The following is a 17,281-nucleotide window of genomic DNA, read 5'->3' on the forward strand; positions in this document are numbered from 1 at the left end:
TAAAGGAACCCCATGATTGATCTGGTAATACTGCTGGTGCTGGTAATCGGCATTGTCTTTGTCACGGCAAAGCTGAAAATCTCGCCTTTCCTGGCACTTCTCGGGGCGGCCTTCATTGGCGCATTCGCTTTCCGGCTGCCCGTTGAGGAAATCATTCCGACCATTACCACCGCGTTCGGAAACACCATGGGCAATATTGGCCTGGTGATCCTGTTCGGCACGATGATCGGCGTGATCCTGGAACGTTCCGGCGGAGCGATTGCCATGGCCGATGCGCTCATCAAGGTACTGGGCACGCGCTTCCCCACCCTGACCATGAGCATCATCGGCTACATTGTCTCGATTCCGGTGTTCTGCGATTCCGGCTACATCATCCTCAACTCGCTGAAAAAGGCCATGGCGGAGCGGGCCAAGGTGTCCCTGGTGGCCATGTCCATCGCCCTGATGACCGGCCTGTACGCCACGCACACCATGGTCCCGCCCACACCCGGGCCGCTGGCTGCGGCGTCCAACCTGAACGTGGTGGACAGCCTGGGCCTGCTGATCGGCCTGGGCCTGGTGGTGGCCGCAGTATCCGCCGGCGCCGCACTGCTCTTTGCCAACCGCTTCCTGAAGAAGGACGTGGAGCTGCTCCCGGTTCCCGCCGAAGAGGCGGATGTCAGCTATGAAGACCTGAAAACGCAGTACGGCAAACTGCCGAGCGGCTTTATGGCGTTCCTGCCGATCCTGCTGCCGATCCTGCTGATCTGCCTGTCCTCCATCACCAAGCTGCCCGGCGCACCGATGGGCGACGGCGGCCTGGCCGCCACCCTCACGTTCATCGGCACGCCCGTCATCGCCCTGGCCTTCGGTCTGGTGGCAGCCGTGTTCCTGCTCCAGGGCAAGGGCAAGCTGGCCACCTTCAACACCAACATCACCGACTCCATTGTGCTGGCCGCTCCCATCCTGCTGATCACCAGCGCCGGTGCGGCCTTTGGCGGAGTGCTGGGCAAGAGCCCGATCACGTCCTTCCTCTCCGACAACCTCGCCACGCTGGGCCTGGGCATCGCCGTGCCGTTCGTCATTTCCGCCGCGCTGAAGACCGCCCAGGGCTCCTCCACGGTGGCCATGGTGACCACCTCGGCCATGCTGCTGCCGCTGCTGGAGCCCCTGGGCCTGGCTACGGGCGCGGGTCCGGTGCTGGCGGTTTTGGCCATCGGCGCCGGAGCCATGGTGGTCTCCCACGCCAATGACTCCTACTTCTGGGTGGTGTCCCAGTTCAGCCGGATCCCCACGGCCACGGCCTACCGCACGCTGACGCCTGCCACCGCGGTGCAGGGTTTTGCCGGCTTCGGCGCCGTCTGGGTGCTGAGCCTGTTTATGATCTGATCCCCTGACGCTGCGGCGGGCTGCCCTCCGGCCGGGGAAAAGTGCCCCGGCGGGGTACCCACCCGAACGCTGCGGGTCCATACTTCTGCCGTAGCGGGTGCCGGGTCTCTCTTCCGGCACCCGGTCCCGGCGGCGGACGCCGCAAACGGATGGGAGCGGATATGGCCATCACTTCAGGCGGGAAAGGTTCAGTCCTGCGGCGGAAGCCGATTGACGACGTCGACGACGAAAAAACCGGCAACAAACTCTTCAAGAGCCTGGGGTTGTGGCAACTGACGGCCATCGGCGTGGGCGGCATTATCGGCATCGGCATTTTCACCCTTGCCGGGCTGGTGGCCAACGGCGGCCCGGACGCCTCACCGGTGGGCCCCGCCGTGTTGATTTCCTTCCTCGTGGCGGGTCTGGCCAGTGCCGCGGCTGCCATGTCCTATGCCGAATTCGCCGGCATGGTGCCGCGTGCCGGTTCCGCCTACACCTACGGTTACGTGGCCCTGGGCGAACTCATCGGCTGGTTCATCGGCTGGGACCTGCTGCTGGAATACACCGCCATTGTGGCTGTGGTGGCAATTGGCATTTCAGGTTATTTCACCGAGTTTCTCGCCGGGTTCGGCATTGACATGCCGGTGTGGATGCAGGGCACCGGGGACACCGTGGAGGGCGGGGTGATCAACCTGCCCGCCGCCGTCGTCTGCCTGTTCATCACCTGGATCCTGAGCCGCGGAACCAAGACCTTCGGCCGCTTCGAGCTGGTGGCGGTGGGCCTGAAGGTGCTGCTGATCCTGTTCATTGTCGGGTTGGGTATCTTCTACATCAACACGGATAACTACACCCCGTTTATGCCCAGCGGTTTCGGGGCGGTCTTCACCGGCGCCGCCACCGTGTTCTTCGCGGTGTTCGGCTATGACGCCATGAGTACTGCCGCCGAGGAAGCCAAGGACGGCAAAAAGCACATGCCCAAGGCCATCCTGCTGTCCCTGGCCGTGGCCATGGTGCTGTACGTACTGGCCACACTGGTGCTCACCGGAATGCAGAACTACCGCGACATCAGCCCCACCGCGGGGTTCGCGTCCGCGTTCCAGTCCGCCGGCCTGCCCGTCATTGCCACGGTGATTTCCGCCTTTGCCGTCCTCTCCATCCTCACTGTGATGCTCACCTTCCTGCTGGGTGTAACCCGGGTCTGGTTCTCCATGAGCCGTGACGGGCTGCTGCCCGGCTGGTTCGCCGGCACGGACAGGCACGGCACACCGCAGCGGGTGACCTGGATAGCCGGCGGCGCCTCGGCCCTGCTCGCCGGGTTCTTCCCCATCCGCGCCGTTGCCGACCTGACCAACATCGGCATCCTCGCTGCCTTCGTAGTGGTCTGCGTAGCCGTGATTGTGCTGCGCTACCGCCAGCCCGATGCGCCGCGGGAATTCCGGCTGCCGCTGATGCCCTGGGTACCCGCCTTCGGCGTCCTCGCATCAGGATTCCTGATGCTGCAGCTGCACTGGGAAACCTGGCTGCGCTTCGGTATCTGGCTGCTCATCGGGATGCTCATTTACGGGTTCTACGGGTACCGCCACTCCCTGCTGAATCCCAACAGTCCGCGACTGCGGCAGGTGCGGCCGGATCCGCAGCCGGAAGGCTGACCGGCACACGCCCGCAACACGGCGAACGGGCGCACATCCTATCCGCCATTTCGGTAAAAACCGGCTATTATCTGCATTAGGTCCGCATTTGGACATTAGTTGGGGAGAACAACCGAATGGGCAGTCAGTCTCAGGCCATGCCTTCTGCGCGGAGGCGGTCCACCATGCTTTACCGCCGGGCACGCAGCGGGCTCGTGCTGATCGCTGTTTTCTGGCTCTGGATGCTGATCGGCGCCGCAGACTTCATCGCCTCCCTCTTCGAGTCTCCCTTCCACGCCGCCCTGGCCCTGTACGGGCTGGGGGCACTCACCCTGGTGTCATTGCTCTTCCTCCCCATCTGTATTGCCTACCTGGTCCTGAACCGCCCTGTGTCCACTGCCCGGAACGCTTCGATGGTGCAGACGGCGGAAAACGCGGCACACAGCGACGAGGCCGGGCACGGGCTGGCACCGGTAATCCGCATGATGCCGCGCCGCGCCGTGGCCCGCGGAACGGACCTGACCAACCGTGCGGCCGCCAAGTGGCGGGACCTCGCCTCCTAGCACCTGCAGGGCCAGGCGGCCCCGCCCGGGAATGTCAGTGCCGGTTGCCAGAGTGGAGGCATGCGTTCCTCCGAGACCTCCCGTTCCGTCCTGACGGCTTCCACTGCCGCCGTTGTTCCCGCCGGACCCGTCACCCACGCCCATTACCGGCGGGAGCCGTATGTCCGGTGCCGCACGGCCAGCGGCACCGTTGACGCCAAAGCGGCGGCCTGGACACGGACGCACGTCCTCCTGCACTGGATCGACGACGACGGGCTGGCGCACAATCGGTGGACTCCCGCCGCTACGGTGCACCGGATCCCGCGGGATGACTCCGCCTGGCGTGATCCCTACGACGACTTCCGCTTCTACTACCGTCCGGTCCCTGCTGCTGCCTGAGCGTCCGCCGGACAGCCGGTGGACGCGATCCCATGCCGGAGGCCCCCGCCCGGGCGCACACTCTTGACGCCGGCCCGCCCGCGGGGGCTGATGGACGTACGCAGACGGACATAAGGTGGCGGGGCTGAGTGGATTTCCAGCATGTGATCGAGGCCGTGGGGCAGGTAATGGACCTGGCAGGCGTGGCGGCCATTGTGTTGGGTGCCCTGGCCGCCACCGTTGCAGCGGCGGCGGCGGCTCTGCAGCACCGCGGGCCGGTATACGAGGAATACCGCCAGCGGCTGGGCCGAAGCATTCTGCTGGGGCTGGAGCTGCTGGTCGCGGCGGACATCATCCGTACCGTGGCGGTTACCCCCACTTTCGAATCGGTGGGGATACTGGCCGTCATCGTGCTTATCCGCACTTTTCTGAGCTATTCCCTGCAGCTGGAAGTCACCGGATATCTCCCGTGGAAACGCCCTGCCGTAACCGGTAACGAAACGAAAAAATAAACGTTCAACAAACACGAGGCGGGCCCTTGACTTCTACTCCGGAGCAAATATCGTTCTCGGCATGATCAATCCAGTCTCGATTCTTCCGTCTGTTCTTTCTGCCTCCGAATTCGGCACAACCACCACGGAGACCACCGTTGGGGCCGGTGCACTGTTTGGCTCCATGCTTGTCTTCGGCGTCATTGGCATAGTCCTGGGCGGACTAGCCATGATGGGCATGTTCAAGAAGGCCGGGCGCAAGCCCTGGGAAGCCTTTGTGCCCGTGTATGCCCAGGTGCTGCTCTTCCGCATCGCCGGCATGTCCGGCTGGTGGTTCCTCGCCATGCTGGTGCCGGTCCTGAACCTCGTGGCCCTGGTGCTGTTGTCCATCAACCTTGCAAAGGTCTTCGGCCAGACAGCCATCATGGCGGTCCTGCTGTTCCTTTTCGGCACCATCATGTACTTCTACCTTTCCTACAGCTCGGTCCGTTACTTTGGCCCGCAGGCCACCAAGGGTCCGTTTGGCCAGGCCAGCAACCCCGGCCAGCCGTCCTACGCACCGCAGGCCTAACCCCTTCCCTACCAACCGATCGAAGGCGTGTACCGGAAGGTGCACGCCTTCGGCGTATCCGGAACCGTTCCCGGGGATGTTCCAACGGGGTTGTTCCGGCCGGGGTGTTCCGGGGCTGAGGCAACCGATTTCACCGGCGTGGAGGCACTCCCGCAATAATTGTTAGGCATGCCGAACTTAAACTGCTAGGTTGCTGTCATGGCTCGCGCTCAGATGACCCCCACCGCCCCAGGCACCCGTCCGCAACCACCCACCCGGCCGCGCAATATCCTCTTGCTTCTCGGCCCGGCACTCGTAGCCGGCGTCGCCTACCTGGACCCCGGCAACGTTGCCAGCAACATGACCGCCGGCGCCAAGTTTGGCTACCTGCTTGTCTGGGTGGTGGTGGTCGGCAACATCATGGCCTGGCTCATCCAGTACCTCTCCGCCAAGCTGGGGCTGGTCACCGGACGCAGCCTGCCCGAACTGCTGGGTGAGCGGATCGGGCGGAAGCCGGCCCGGCGGCTGTACTGGCTGCAGGCCGAACTTGTGGCAATGGCCACCGACGTGGCCGAAGTTATTGGCGGCGCCGTGGCCCTCTGGCTGCTCTTTGACCTGCCCCTGCTGCTGGGCGGGATCATCACCGGAGTCATTTCCATGGTGGTGCTCCAGCTGCAGAACACCGGCAGGCAGCGCGGCTTCGAGTACGTGATTGTGACCATGATGGCCGTTATTGCCGTCGGTTTCACCGCCGGTGTCTTCATCAGTCCGCCGGACGGTTCCTCACTGGTCGAGGGCCTGGTGCCCCGCTTTGAAGGCAGCGAGTCTGTGCTGCTTGCCGCCTCGATCCTCGGGGCCACGGTCATGCCGCACGCCATCTACGCGCATTCGGCCCTCACCCGGGACCGTTTCCCGCAGCGCTCCGCCACGCTGACCACACCCCGGCTGATCAAGGCCACCAAGTGGGACGTCACCATAGCCCTTGCGGTAGCGGGCTCGGTCAACCTCGCCATCCTGCTGCTGGCCGCCAGTTCCCTGCAGGGCGTGGAGGGCACCGATTCGCTCGAGGGCGCCCATGCCGCCATCGGCGCTTCCCTGGGCGGCGCGGTGGCGACGCTGTTCGCCGTCGGCCTGCTGGCCTCCGGCCTGGCCTCGACATCGGTGGGTGCCTATGCCGGCGCCGAGATCATGCAGGGGCTGCTGAAGGTCCGCATCCCCATGCTCCTGCGCCGCCTGATCACGCTGCTGCCTGCACTGGCGATCCTCGCCGTCGGCATCGACCCCACCTGGGCGCTGATCCTGAGCCAGGTGATCCTTTCCTTCGGTATTCCGTTTGCGCTGATCCCGCTGGTCTGGCTCACCGCGCAGCGGGGACTGATGGGCGCGTACCGGAACCACTGGGTGACCACGGCGCTGGGAGTGGTGGTCTCCGTGCTGCTGGTGGGACTGAATGTCACCCTGCTGGTGCTGACTTTCACCGGCGCCTAGTTCTACCAGGAGCGGCGCTATCCGTTGAGCGAGCCTTCCACCAGGGCAGTGGCGATGCTGTCGGCGTCGGCAACAGCGGCAAGATACCGTTCGGCGTCCAGTGCCGCGGAGCAGCCGGTCCCGGCTGCGGTGATGGCCTGCCGGTAACGGTGGTCCACCGCATCCCCGCAGGCGAACACCCCGTCCAGGTTGGTCTGCGTGGTGGGCGCCGCCACCCTGATGTATCCGTTCTCATCCAGCTCCACCTGACCCGCCAGCAGATCCGTCCGCGGAGCATGCCCGATGGCCACGAAAATTCCCTGGGCCGGAAGCTCGCGGGTGGCCCCGGTGACGGTGTCGGTTAGCGTCAGTCCGGTGACCTTGTCCTCACCGTGGATCGCGGTGACCTCAGAGTTGAATTCAAAGCGGATTTTGGCGTGGTCCCGCGCCCGCTGGGCCATAATGCGCGAGGCCCGCAGGGTGTCTCGCCGTACGACGACGGTCACGGAGTCCCCGAAGCGGGTCAGGAACAGTGCTTCCTCCATGGCTGAGTCCCCGCCGCCGACCACAACAATGGCCTGGTTGCGGAAGAAGAACCCGTCACATGTGGCACACCAGGAGATGCCGCGGCCGTTGAGTTTCTTCTCCTCCGGCAGACCGAGTTCCTTGTACACCGAGCCGGTGGCGAGGATAACGCAGCGGGCCTTGTAGCTTTGCCCGTTTCCCCCGGCCACCTTCTTGGTGTGCCCGGCAAGATCCACCGACACGGCGTCGTCGTACTCCACCACGGCACCGAACTTCTCCGCCTGCCTGCGCAGGTTTTCCATGAGGTCCGGGCCCTGGATGCCGTCGGCAAAGCCCGGAAAGTTTTCCACCTCGGTGGTGTTCATCAGGGCCCCTCCGGCCGTGACGGACCCGGCCAGGATGCGCGGCTTCAGCCCGGCACGTGCGGCGTAGATGCCCGCGGTGTAGCCCGCCGGACCGGATCCGATGATCAGTACGGAATCGGTGCCCATTTCAGTGTCCCTTTCCGGTGCCGCCGCGGGGTTTCTTCAAGTCTGGCGGGGATCAGGTTAGGGTCGTAACCCCGGACGCAGATAAGCGGTATCGGAACCGGCAAAGGAGCCAGCATTGGCAGCGGCACTCAAGAGCATCCAGCTGATCCAGCTTCCCCGCGGGGTAATCGACGCGTTGGCGGCGGGCGATCTGGACGGCGCCAACCGTCAGGCACCTCTGGAACTGACCGAGCATTTCTCCCGGGACCGCCAGCCGCTGTGGCGGATCCGCAGTGCCCAGCTTCAGGAGCACCCCGGCGACGCTGTCTGGATCACCCGGGCCGTTTACGATCCCGAGCTGCGGCGGGCTGTGGGACTGGCCGGGTTTCACGGGCCGCCCGACGATGCCGGGATGGTGGAAGTGGGATATTCGGTGGACCCGGCGTACCGGCGGCAGGGTTATGCCCGGGCCGCTTTGGAGGCGCTGCTGGCCGTTGCCGCGCAGGAACCCTCCATCCACATAGTCCGGGCCACCATCAGCCCGGATAATGAAGCGTCCCGCCGGCTGGTGGAACAGTACGGTTTCGTGGCCAACGGCGAGCAGTGGGATGACGAGGACGGGCTGGAGATCATTTACGAGGTGGACACCGGCGGGTCGGCTGGCTCAGGCGGCTGACGGCGCAGGCTCTGGAGCGGGGCTGCCGGGTGACCGGCGGCGGCGGCCGGTCGAGTACGCCGCTGGCGGCGCCGTGTGCGACGACGGCGGCCAGCTGACTACGCAGCCCGACGGCGGATTCAAAGTAAGTAGGTTGCTCCTAAAGACAGGTATTTTTCGGTCAACGACGAACGGTTTTTCGGCTCATTTCGGGACCGAAAATGTCAGTGCCGGATGAAATCCTTAGGCATGGGTCAGCTCGGGAGTACCGAACGGATAACCGAAGAATCAGGGACACAACACCAGACGGCCGAAGGCCATGCTGGCAATAAGGATGGCGCCGGCACCCCGCGCATGCTCGCGGTTTTCCATGCCGACGGCGGCGGTACGGCCGACTACGGTACGGCCGCCGACGCCGGACGTACCAGTGGACCTGCTGCAGCGGCAGACGCCAGCGCAGATTTTCCGGACGGGTTCACGGGGATCCTGACGCTGAAGAATTGGGACAGTTTTGATGAACAGGCCACCTGCGACGTGCTGGCCCGCATGGCCCATTTGGTCCGCTGGGCACAGGCTCAGGAAACGCGCCTGATCAATCACTTGGAAGAACTCTTCCGCTCAGGTCTCTGCAAGGATCTCGGCCGGGAAGAACCCGGACTGGCATTTAGCTTGGCAGCCTCGGAATGCGCCGCCGTTTTGACCGTCCCGCAGACCACCGCGCAGGCCATGATGTCGGAGGCGGCCAGGCTCTGCGAAGCCCATACCGCTACCTTGTCCGGGCTCGAAGAAGGGCGCTTCTCCTATGCCCATGCCCAGGTGGTGTTGGATCAGTGCGAGACCGTTCCAGCGTCGGAACGTCACGGGTTCGAATCCGAACTGCTGGACAAGGCCGAAGGCACAACCCGTGCCCAGTTCTCTGCCCAGGCCCGGCGACTGCGGGAGCGGACATATCCCCGGACCATTCCCGAACGGCACCTGACCGCCTTTGATAAGCGGCGGGTTGTTCTGGACCGCGACGAGGACGGCATGTCATGGCTGTCCGCGCATCTGCCGGCGGCGGACGCCCAGCAGATCTACACGGCGCTCTCCACAGCGGCCCGCGGCGAACGGACGGCAGGGGACTCCAGGACCACGGACCAGCTGCGCGCAGACATCCTGGCCCAGCTCCTTATGGGCGGTCTGGGTTCCGTCCCGTCCGGCGGGCGCAACCGTGCAGGTGCCGGCAATGAAGCCCAGCCAGGAGGGGGCAGCGGATCCAAGGATGCCGACCCCGACGCGTTCCTACCGCGGGCAGAGATTATGGTCCTCATCAACGCCGAGACTCTATTCGGTGCCAACGAGGAACCGGCCGAGCTGCACGGGTACGGTCCGATCAGTGCCGAAGCGGCCCGTAGGCTCGCCCGCACCGCTACCCGCTGGACCGGTTTGGTTCAGGATCCGGATACCGGAGAGATCCTCGGGGTTGGCAGGCGCCGAAAAGTCCCTGCCGGATTGGCCCGATGGCTAAGGGCCCGGGACGGGACCTGCCGGTTTCCTGGCTGCAGGGTTAGCACTGCAGTCTCGGAAATCGACCACACCACGGAGTGGGGAAAGGGTGGCACAACGGACCATGGAAACCTGGCCCACCTATGCCGGCGGCACCACCGGTTCAAGACGTTGGGGTTTTGGACTGCGCGTCAACCAGCACCCGGCGTGATGGAGTGGACCTCGCCTACGGGCCGGGTTTATCGGACCGACCCCTTCCTGGAAATGGGACACCGGGACACCGATCAGACGTGCCCCGAACCTGCACCGTTCTGACCCTGCGACCGGGCTCCTCGTCGGAGCCGTGAGGGGTCCGAAGCAGATGGGGCTCGGAGCAGGCTGAGGCCCGGCCAGAGCAGGTGAGACTTCCGTCGGAACGGGCTAGGGCTAGGGGCCCGGCCGGAACAGGTGAGGCTTCCGCCGGAACAGACTATGGGCCCGGCCGGGAGACGGTTAGGCTTCCCGGATGACATCGTGGGCAGAAATCACTGACGCCGTGGCAGTAGCTCTGGGCGGGAACCGGACCGAAGGAAGACGGCGTCTCCTCACGTGCTGGGAAGGTACGGGTCCGGGCGAGCACGCCCACCGATGCATCCTGGCGCACTATCTGGCAGATACGGAATCGGATCTACCAGCTGAAATAGCCTGGGACGAGGCCGCCCTGGCTGAGTATGCAGGCGTCCGGGACGGGGACCTGGTGCCTCTCGGCATCCCCTCAGCCCGCGGGTTTGCACCCTCGCTGCACCTGAACCTCGGCGACGGCTACCTCCGCCGCGGCGAGCCCGGCAAGGCACGCCGCCACCATGTATTGGGTCTCGCCGCCGCGGATGTACTGGGCACCGAAGGCTACGGCGCAATGATCCGTGCAGGTCTGGAAAACCTGGGGCTGCGAATCGAGGCGGCCCGCAACGCCGGCCCGGGCACGGCAACCGGCACATCGACCGGCACGACGGTCCACAACGCCGGCCCCGGCACAGCAACCGGAACACCGGCCGGCACGTAACTGTGGCCGGCGCCGTCGTCAGCGAATGCGGGACCGGATCCGCACCGCGGCGAGGACGGTAAAGACCACCACCATGGCCACCAGGACCAGAACAACGTAGCCCGTGGGCACCGCCCAGTCCCCCACATAGGCCGAGATGCCGAACAGCCGCTCCACCTCGTCGACCGCCTGCGGCTGGTCCGTCACCGCGCTCAGGGGACCTTCGGTCATTTCCTGGCGGACCACCATGGAAGCCTGCAGGAACGGCAGCGCACTCACGAAGTTGCGCACCCCCTCCGGGAACGCCCCCACCGGAATGTAGGAGCCCGCCGCGAAGCCGAGGATGGTGCCCACCAGCGTGGACAGGGCAGCAAAGGACCCGGGAGTGCGGACAAACGTGACAATGAACGAGCTAAGCGCCCCGAAGGCGGTACAGCTGAGCACCAGGTATCCATAGGTGCGGGCCAGCTCTCCCGCACTGAGGAACACGCCGTCGGCCAGGGCCAGGTAGGCCAGGCTCACGGCAAACACCACGGTGGTCATGATCAGTGCAATCACCACCGTGGACAGAAGATAGCCCAGCACCAGCTGCCCGCGGCCGATGGGCGAGACAAGGAAGTCCCGGAAGCGGCCTGTGGCAGTGTCATCCACAATGACGTTCACGGCGGCCAGGCCCGTGGTGATGGCGGTGATGCCGACAATGCCGGCAAACATCCAGGCGTCAACAAAGCCCTTGATGTCCTCTTCCGAGGCCTGCGGAAAGCTCTCGGCCAGGCCCTGGGTCTGCTGGTTGCCCAGAAAGAGGGTATAGAGCAGGAACAGGACCAGCGCGCCCAGCAGAGAGAAGAAAACATTCAGCCGGTCCCGGAAATACAGGCGCAGGTTCCGGCCGGTAATGTCCATAACCACGTTCACTCGGCGTCCCCCGTCCGGCCGGTGAGGGCCAAGAATACATCGTCCATGGTGCCGTGGCGGAACTCGAAGTCCAGCACGTTGCCGCCGTGTTCGGCGAGGAGCTCCCGGGCCGTGTCGGAGCGCTCCACAGCCAGCCGGACCATGTTGGCTTCACCGCCGATGACGTCCACTCCCGTCTCCCGTGCCAGCATGCGCAGGGCGCCGGGATCAGCGGAGGTGATGGACAGGACACTGCGGCTGTATTGTGCCCGCAGCGTGGTGGGCGTGCCGTCCGCGATGATCCGGCCCTTCTCGATCACGCAGACCCGGTCCGCTTCCTCGGTTTCCTCCATGTAGTGCGTGGTGAGGAAAACGGTCAGACCCTGGTTTTCGCGCAGGTCATGGATGGTGGACCAGACTATTGCGCGGCTGGCCGGATCCAGCCCGGCAGTGGGTTCGTCCAGAAAGATGATCGACGGCGAGTACAGCAGGGCACGGGCAATATCAACGCGCCGCCGCTGCCCGCCCGAGTACGTGCTGTAGCGCCGGTCAATAAAATCCTCCAACCCGACCAGACGGCTCAATTCCTGGATCCGGGCATTGTTCGCGGCCTTGTCCGGGGAGTAGAACCTCGCCCGGGTCTGCAGGTTCTCCCTGCCGGTCAGGATGGGATCCAGCATCGAATCCTGAAAGACCACGCCGATGGCCTCGCGGACTCCGTTGCCGCGGCGCACCACATCGTGCCCTGCCACCTCCACTGTTCCGGCGTCGAAGGGAAGCACAGTGGTGAGGCAGGAGATTGTGGTGGATTTACCTGCTCCGTTGGCGCCCAGGAAGGCAAACACGCTGCCTGCCTCCACCTCGAAGGACAAATCGTCCACGGCAGCAACCCGGCCGAACCGTTTGGTCAGCCCCCGCACCGCAATAGCCGAGTCTCCGCGCACCGTTCGCTCCAGTCCCACCCATCAGCCGGGCAGATCGTTCCATTCAAAGGGTGTGACCGTCTCGTTTTCCCAGTCAGTCCGAAGTATGGCATAGGCCACGGAAGCGACCCGGGAACCCTCTGCCGTGGGCCACGCCTGACGGTAATGCGCTTCCTTCACGAACCCTGCGCGGACAAACGTTTTACGCATGGCGATGTTGTCTTCCCGGGTCTGGCCCTCAAACCGCACTATCCCGGGCATCTCGGTGAAGACCAGGCGACACAGGGCCCGGACGACGTCGACGCCGAGTCCCTTCCCGCGCCAGCCTTCCGCCAGCCGCAGGTCGAAGACCGGATTATCGTCTCCGAGGTCCTCCAGCACCGTCATGCCCACGTCCTCGCCGTCGGACCGGATCCAATAGCCCTGCGACTCCCCGCTCCAGAAGTCGCCGGCGGCCACCCGCGACGCGGCCTGCTCCGCCGTTGGAGCAGGGTTCATATGGAAGGGGAAGCGGTTGGCGGAGAGGAATGCGGTAACGGCATCCGCGTCTGCGGCCGTCATCCGGTGAAGGGTGATGCTCATGCCGGGAGTCTAACCGGCCAACGCTATGGGTGGGTGGTCACCATGATCAGCTGCCAGCCTTCGGGGACCTGCGCCTGCAGCGCTTCACGTGCTTCCAGGAAGCTCTCACCCTCGGCTTCCAGTTCCCGGGTTTCGACAGGACGGATAATGCCAGTGACTTTCATGTTTCCAGCGTAGGCAGTCCGGCCCCGCAACCGTGGGCCGTCCGGTGTTGTGTCCCCCACCCCTAGTAGGATCGGGTTTCCACCGGCGGTGCATCCTGCGCTGATTCCCGGGGATCACGTACTCACTGAACACAATCGCCAGGCAGGTACCTGGTACAAGGCACAAGGCACAAGGCACAAGGAAAGGTCCGTCTCATGGCCGAGGCCCGCAGCGACACCGGGTATCCCGCGTACGCGCACCAGACCGGCTACCGGGAAACACCCCCGCCTCCGCTGCCCCCGCAGTCCTCCAGCCGGCGGGTGGCTGCCGGTGTCCTGGCCATTCCGCTGATGATCGTCAACGGGCTCGGCGCAGCCACCATGTTCACCAGTGACCGGGCCCTTTCCCCGGCCCTTGGAGTGCTGGCGGTGCTATGGCTTGCCCTGACCTGTGCGGTGCTCGCAGCCGGGATTGGACTCCTGCTCCGGCGCAGCGGCGTCGATAAGAAAGCCCCGATGCTCCTGCTCGGCAGTACAGCGGCGCTGATTGCGGTCGGTGCCCTCACCGCCTTCCTCCGTGAGGCAGCAGGGCCCATACTGTTCAGCGCATTCTTCGGCCTGCCGATCATCATTCTGCTCCTGACCCGAATGAGGCGGGAGAAAGCCGAGCGCGCCGTCCTGAACAAGCGGGCCTGACCGGCCGAGACCCCGCCGGAATTCCCGGACGGAAGCTCGACCCGCCGAATCCCCAGCCCGCCGGAAGCCTCCGCCGAATCCCCAGCCCGCCGGAAGCATCCGCCGAAGCCCACCGCCGGGTTCCCCCGCCGGAATCCCCCGACCCGGGGTATTAGAGCGCAGTACCCGTTTCCGCTGCGAGGGCCTGCAGCAGCTCGTCCTGGAAAGCGGTGTCCAGAACAGCGGCATGGGGCTGTCTGCGCCTCCTGTGGTACCAGTAGCCGCCGCTGGTGAGCGCGTCGGGATCCTCGCTGGCCGCGAGCCATTCCTGGGTTTCGTGGCCCAGGGCAAAATCATCCGGCGCGTTCGGGCCGCCCATTTTGGTAGGCACCCAGCCCGGATCCACCGCGTTGGCCAGCACCTGCGGACGGCGGCGGGCAAGGGCGGCGGAGAACGTGGTCACGTAGAGTTTGCTGTCCGCGTAGGATCCCGGTTTTCCGCCGGTCCAGTCGGCGCCGGACAGTGAGGGACGGCCGCTGAAGTGGGAGCTGCTGCTCAGGTAGATGTGCCGCTGCGGTTCCTCGAGCAGGGCGGTGAGCAGGTAGGGTGCCACCACGTTGACTTCCAGCACGGACGGACCGGTTTCCACACCGGCGTTATGGATCACCGAATCGAGGCGGTGGCCCGTGTTCAGGGTCCCGGCCAGGTTCCGTACCGAGTCCCGGTCCGCAAAGTCGGCCACCACTGCTTCCGCACCGCGGTCCAGCAGCGGTTCGAGGGCGGAGGTCCGCTCCCTGCTGCGGGCATGGACGACGACGTCGTGTCCGGCGGTAAGCAGCGCATCCGCCGCGGCGTACCCCAGTCCGTCAGTGGAACCGGTAACGAGGATCCTCATCAGCTGCACGCCTTTCCCTTTAGGCCCGGCACCGCACCGGACTATTCAACGAGGTTCGCCCTGATACCGGCGAGGAACTGCTCGCCCGCCCCGGTCAGGGAAATGTCCTTCCGCCGGGCTCCGGTCCGGGGCACCTCCACCTCTTCACCGTGCAGGAGTCCCGCGTCCTGAAGCCGTTTCAATGTCCGGTAGAGGCTGCGCTCGGTGATCTTCCATCCTGTACCGGAGGCAACCCCTGCGGCAATGCCGGCCACTGTGACCGGCTGGTGCTCGGCCACCACCCGCAGGATCACCGGTGTCAGCATCGATTTTTTGTAAGTCTCCACCCAGGAGGCGATTCGCGCCCGGATCCATTCCTCTTCCTCTGAGGGATGTGCCACCCCTTAGTCCTCCCACCCACGGCCCAGGACGGACCCGGCCAGGTGGATCAGCACGCCGGTCCCCCACACGGCACTCATCAGCAGCGTGGCTCCGAACCAGGGCGTTGCCAGCAGCTCCTGCGCCGCCTGCGCTTCCGTTCCGTCTGGTCCCAAGGCGAACAGCCGAATGACGGCGTGCAGGTTAAAGGACGCGGTGACGGCGAGGAAGGCAATGACGTGGGCGATGGCCAGTCCAAAGCGGATCCGGGTCAGCCGGCGGTAATTGCGCCAGATCCAGGCTGCGGTTCCGGCGGCCACCGCAGCGGTCAATGCGCCGCCGGCAACGCCGATTCCTCCCCCGGTCAGGGCGATGACGGCTTGGACCAATGCCATGGCGGCAACCAGGGCCAGCAGATACGGCAGCAGGAGGGAGCGGGCGTTGAGGGTGCCTGACGAGGCTGTAGTGGTGTCCATGGCTGGCACTGTACCAATAGAACACTACCTACGGTAGGGGTATATTTCCGGTACCCGGAACAGGAAAGGACCTGCAGCATGGACAGGCCCTGAGGAACATGAAAAAGGGGCCCGCTCCCCTTGCTAACAGGGAAAGCGGACCCCTTCGGATCTGTGGAGCTTAGGGGAATCGAACCCCTGACCTTTTCATTGCGAACGAAACGCTCTACCAACTGAGCTAAAGCCCCAAACTGCGCCACACGGCGCGGGTCCGGCATCGCCTTCGGCATCAAAGCCGACATCACACCGGATAACCACCCGCTAGGCTACATCGATTCTAATCACGCCGCCGTGCCGCAGCCAAACCATAAGCCCCCTTTGGAAGTCCTGCACGGTGTCGTTACGGTGGTGGCAAGGCCGCGGCCGGAGCCCGGGCACGGCCGAAGGCAAGCTCACCGGAATCAAGGAGAATCCCATGTCCGTGATCACCAAAATGCTCGAAAGCCACCCCGCCGGCCCCCGCGCCGCAGATCCCCGACTGCTGGCCGAATGCCTCGAAGCCTGCGGCGAATGTGCCTCCGTCTGCAATGCCTGCGCAGACGCCTGCCTGGGCGAGGACATGCTCGGCGATTTGGTCACCTGTATCCGGACCAATTTGGACTGTGCGCAAATCTGCGCCGCCACGGCCGCTGTGCTGTCCCGGACAGCAACCACGGGCCCCGCAACCGCCGCCCTGCTACATGCCTGCATGGCAGCCTGCGCTGCCTGCGCCGAGGAATGCCAGCAGCACGCGTCCATGCATGAGCACTGCCGGATCTGCGCCGAGGCCTGCCGGCGCTGCCTTAACGCCTGCGAAAAACTCCTGGTCTCGCTGGGCTGACCCGGCCCCGCTGCCGGGGAAACCTAGGAACGCCGGGACAGCACCAGGCCGCGCACATAAGCAGCCTGGCCGGCGTGCTCCAGGCAATCCGCGAGGATGCTCACCAGCCGGACACCGAGCGTGACGGGCGGATCCCAGGCCCGGTCCACCACCTGGTCCAGGTCCTGTGCGGAGAGCCCGGAAACAAATGCCTCCGTCCGGGCATGGACATCGTCGTAATAGCCCAGCAGCACCTCGGCGGAATGCACCCGCACCTGCGCCACCTGCTCGGAGGTATGCCCGTACCCGGTATCCTCCACGGCCAGCGGCAACCCCACCCGTTTGGCCCAGCCGTCCGCGGTCCAGGCCTGTTCCTGCCCGGCGACGTCGGCAATCTGGGCGTCCTCCACCCGGCCAAGGTGCCAGATCAACCAGGCAATGGAGTTCCCCTCCGGGTATGGGCGGTGGTTCAGGGCATCGGCGTCCAGATCCTGGACGGTCCGGCGAACCGTCTCGGGGAGGCGTCCGAAGGCATCAATTAACAGGTCACTCTGGTCCATGAGGGCAAACTCCGACGGGTTGGCGGGCAGGGTGTCGCCATCCTTTCACGTGCCTGGCACACCGTGAAGAGCCGAAGTGGCTGGCTGCGGCAGAAAAACCGGCGCAGAGTGGGTGCGCATGGACCCGTCCCGCCCTAAAATTGCCGGATGAGCTGGACTGACGAGCGTCCCGCATGGCTTCCGCCCCTTCCGTCACCACACCGCGGCCTCCTCCGGATCACGCTGGGCCTGATCCTGGTGTGCGGCACCATGCTGACCTGCCTGGCAGTTGCCGCATTCGGTGCCCTCCTGAGCATGTACTTACTCTGGCCCCTCGCCGTCGGGCTCCTGCTCCTGATGTCCGGCCTGCTCAGCCGCCGCGTCCTCTAGCCCACCGAAT

Annotated in this window: 22 protein-coding genes and 1 tRNA gene; 13 read left to right on the plus strand and 10 right to left on the minus strand. The window is 65.3% G+C overall.

The window, feature by feature from the left end; genetic code table 11:
• Positions 1–12: 12 nt before the first annotated feature.
• The 7 genes from MUK71_RS14665 to MUK71_RS14695 all read left to right on the plus strand — a co-directional run bounded on the left by MUK71_RS14665 (position 13) and on the right by MUK71_RS14695 (position 6,424).
• Positions 13–1,368, plus strand: coding sequence for a GntP family permease (locus MUK71_RS14665; protein ID WP_227928422.1), 1,356 nt, complete (start codon positions 13–15; stop codon positions 1,366–1,368).
• Between the two features lie 161 nt (positions 1,369–1,529).
• A complete protein-coding gene (locus MUK71_RS14670) occupies positions 1,530–2,996 on the plus strand; it encodes an amino acid permease (protein WP_227928420.1) in 1,467 nt (488 codons plus the stop codon).
• A gap of 137 nt (positions 2,997–3,133) precedes the next feature.
• A complete protein-coding gene (locus MUK71_RS14675; RefSeq protein ID WP_244802788.1) occupies positions 3,134–3,538 on the plus strand; it encodes a hypothetical protein in 405 nt (134 codons plus the stop codon).
• A gap of 60 nt (positions 3,539–3,598) precedes the next feature.
• Complete coding sequence (locus tag MUK71_RS14680; protein ID WP_227928417.1) at positions 3,599–3,916, plus strand: hypothetical protein; 318 nt, start codon at positions 3,599–3,601, stop codon at positions 3,914–3,916.
• A gap of 128 nt (positions 3,917–4,044) precedes the next feature.
• Entirely contained in the window at positions 4,045–4,407 is a 363-nt protein-coding gene (locus MUK71_RS14685; protein WP_227902823.1) for a DUF1622 domain-containing protein, read from the plus strand.
• Positions 4,408–4,468: 61 nt separating this feature from the next.
• Complete coding sequence (locus tag MUK71_RS14690) at positions 4,469–4,957, plus strand: DUF5684 domain-containing protein (RefSeq protein WP_227928416.1); 489 nt, start codon at positions 4,469–4,471, stop codon at positions 4,955–4,957.
• Positions 4,958–5,155: 198 nt separating this feature from the next.
• A complete protein-coding gene (locus MUK71_RS14695; RefSeq protein WP_227902825.1) occupies positions 5,156–6,424 on the plus strand; it encodes an Nramp family divalent metal transporter in 1,269 nt (422 codons plus the stop codon).
• A 17-nt stretch (positions 6,425–6,441) separates the two neighbouring features.
• Here MUK71_RS14695 and trxB read toward each other — a convergent pair whose 3' ends face one another.
• The gene (trxB, locus tag MUK71_RS14700) at positions 6,442–7,419 is read right to left on the minus strand and encodes a thioredoxin-disulfide reductase (RefSeq protein WP_227902826.1); all 978 of its coding nucleotides are present in this window, start codon (positions 7,417–7,419) and stop codon (positions 6,442–6,444) included.
• A gap of 115 nt (positions 7,420–7,534) precedes the next feature.
• Between trxB and MUK71_RS14705 the strand changes: the two genes are divergently transcribed.
• From MUK71_RS14705 to MUK71_RS14715, 3 genes are all read left to right on the plus strand, one after another.
• Positions 7,535–8,074 carry a GNAT family N-acetyltransferase gene (locus MUK71_RS14705; protein ID WP_227928415.1) on the plus strand — a complete coding sequence of 180 codons (540 nt, stop codon included), beginning with the start codon at positions 7,535–7,537 and terminating at the stop codon, positions 8,072–8,074.
• A gap of 333 nt (positions 8,075–8,407) precedes the next feature.
• Positions 8,408–9,853, plus strand: coding sequence for an HNH endonuclease signature motif containing protein (locus tag MUK71_RS14710; RefSeq protein WP_227928414.1), 1,446 nt, complete (start codon positions 8,408–8,410; stop codon positions 9,851–9,853).
• Positions 9,854–10,043: 190 nt separating this feature from the next.
• A complete protein-coding gene (locus MUK71_RS14715) occupies positions 10,044–10,580 on the plus strand; it encodes a hypothetical protein (RefSeq protein WP_227928413.1) in 537 nt (178 codons plus the stop codon).
• Positions 10,581–10,598: 18 nt separating this feature from the next.
• Here the strand turns inward: MUK71_RS14715 and MUK71_RS14720 are convergent, their stop codons facing one another.
• From MUK71_RS14720 to MUK71_RS14735, 4 genes are read right to left on the minus strand one after another with little or no spacing between them, the layout of a single operon-like run.
• Entirely contained in the window at positions 10,599–11,474 is an 876-nt protein-coding gene (locus MUK71_RS14720; protein WP_227902830.1) for an ABC transporter permease, read from the minus strand.
• Entirely contained in the window at positions 11,471–12,397 is a 927-nt protein-coding gene (locus MUK71_RS14725; RefSeq protein ID WP_244802789.1) for an ABC transporter ATP-binding protein, read from the minus strand. Before MUK71_RS14725 ends, MUK71_RS14720 begins: the two co-directional genes overlap by 4 nt.
• 21 nt (positions 12,398–12,418) lie before the next feature.
• The gene (locus MUK71_RS14730) at positions 12,419–12,958 is read right to left on the minus strand and encodes a GNAT family N-acetyltransferase (RefSeq protein ID WP_227902832.1); all 540 of its coding nucleotides are present in this window, start codon (positions 12,956–12,958) and stop codon (positions 12,419–12,421) included.
• Positions 12,959–12,981: 23 nt separating this feature from the next.
• Positions 12,982–13,122, minus strand: coding sequence for a hypothetical protein (locus MUK71_RS14735; protein ID WP_227928411.1), 141 nt, complete (start codon positions 13,120–13,122; stop codon positions 12,982–12,984).
• Between the two features lie 195 nt (positions 13,123–13,317).
• On the opposite strand from MUK71_RS14735, the gene MUK71_RS14740 reads away from it, so the two are divergent.
• Complete coding sequence (locus MUK71_RS14740; RefSeq protein ID WP_227902834.1) at positions 13,318–13,797, plus strand: hypothetical protein; 480 nt, start codon at positions 13,318–13,320, stop codon at positions 13,795–13,797.
• A 151-nt stretch (positions 13,798–13,948) separates the two neighbouring features.
• Here MUK71_RS14740 and MUK71_RS14745 read toward each other — a convergent pair whose 3' ends face one another.
• The 4 genes from MUK71_RS14745 to MUK71_RS14760 form a co-directional block, all read right to left on the minus strand.
• Entirely contained in the window at positions 13,949–14,671 is a 723-nt protein-coding gene (locus tag MUK71_RS14745) for an SDR family NAD(P)-dependent oxidoreductase (protein WP_341482027.1), read from the minus strand.
• Between the two features lie 41 nt (positions 14,672–14,712).
• Positions 14,713–15,051 carry a PadR family transcriptional regulator gene (locus MUK71_RS14750; RefSeq protein ID WP_227902836.1) on the minus strand — a complete coding sequence of 113 codons (339 nt, stop codon included), beginning with the start codon at positions 15,049–15,051 and terminating at the stop codon, positions 14,713–14,715.
• 3 nt (positions 15,052–15,054) lie between these two features.
• Positions 15,055–15,504 carry a hypothetical protein gene (locus tag MUK71_RS14755; RefSeq protein ID WP_227928410.1) on the minus strand — a complete coding sequence of 150 codons (450 nt, stop codon included), beginning with the start codon at positions 15,502–15,504 and terminating at the stop codon, positions 15,055–15,057.
• A 154-nt stretch (positions 15,505–15,658) separates the two neighbouring features.
• Positions 15,659–15,731, minus strand: a tRNA-Ala gene (locus tag MUK71_RS14760).
• 227 nt (positions 15,732–15,958) lie between these two features.
• Here MUK71_RS14760 and MUK71_RS14765 point away from each other — a divergent pair.
• The gene (locus MUK71_RS14765) at positions 15,959–16,363 is read left to right on the plus strand and encodes a four-helix bundle copper-binding protein (RefSeq protein WP_227902838.1); all 405 of its coding nucleotides are present in this window, start codon (positions 15,959–15,961) and stop codon (positions 16,361–16,363) included.
• A gap of 23 nt (positions 16,364–16,386) precedes the next feature.
• Here the strand turns inward: MUK71_RS14765 and MUK71_RS14770 are convergent, their stop codons facing one another.
• Entirely contained in the window at positions 16,387–16,902 is a 516-nt protein-coding gene (locus MUK71_RS14770) for a mycothiol transferase (protein WP_227928409.1), read from the minus strand.
• 147 nt (positions 16,903–17,049) lie between these two features.
• On the opposite strand from MUK71_RS14770, the gene MUK71_RS14775 reads away from it, so the two are divergent.
• The gene (locus tag MUK71_RS14775) at positions 17,050–17,271 is read left to right on the plus strand and encodes a hypothetical protein (protein WP_227902840.1); all 222 of its coding nucleotides are present in this window, start codon (positions 17,050–17,052) and stop codon (positions 17,269–17,271) included.
• Positions 17,272–17,281: the final 10 nt, after the last annotated feature.

Source organism: Arthrobacter zhangbolii (assembly GCF_022869865.1).
In the GTDB taxonomy this organism is placed as follows: Bacteria; Actinomycetota; Actinomycetes; order Actinomycetales; family Micrococcaceae; genus Arthrobacter_B; species Arthrobacter_B zhangbolii.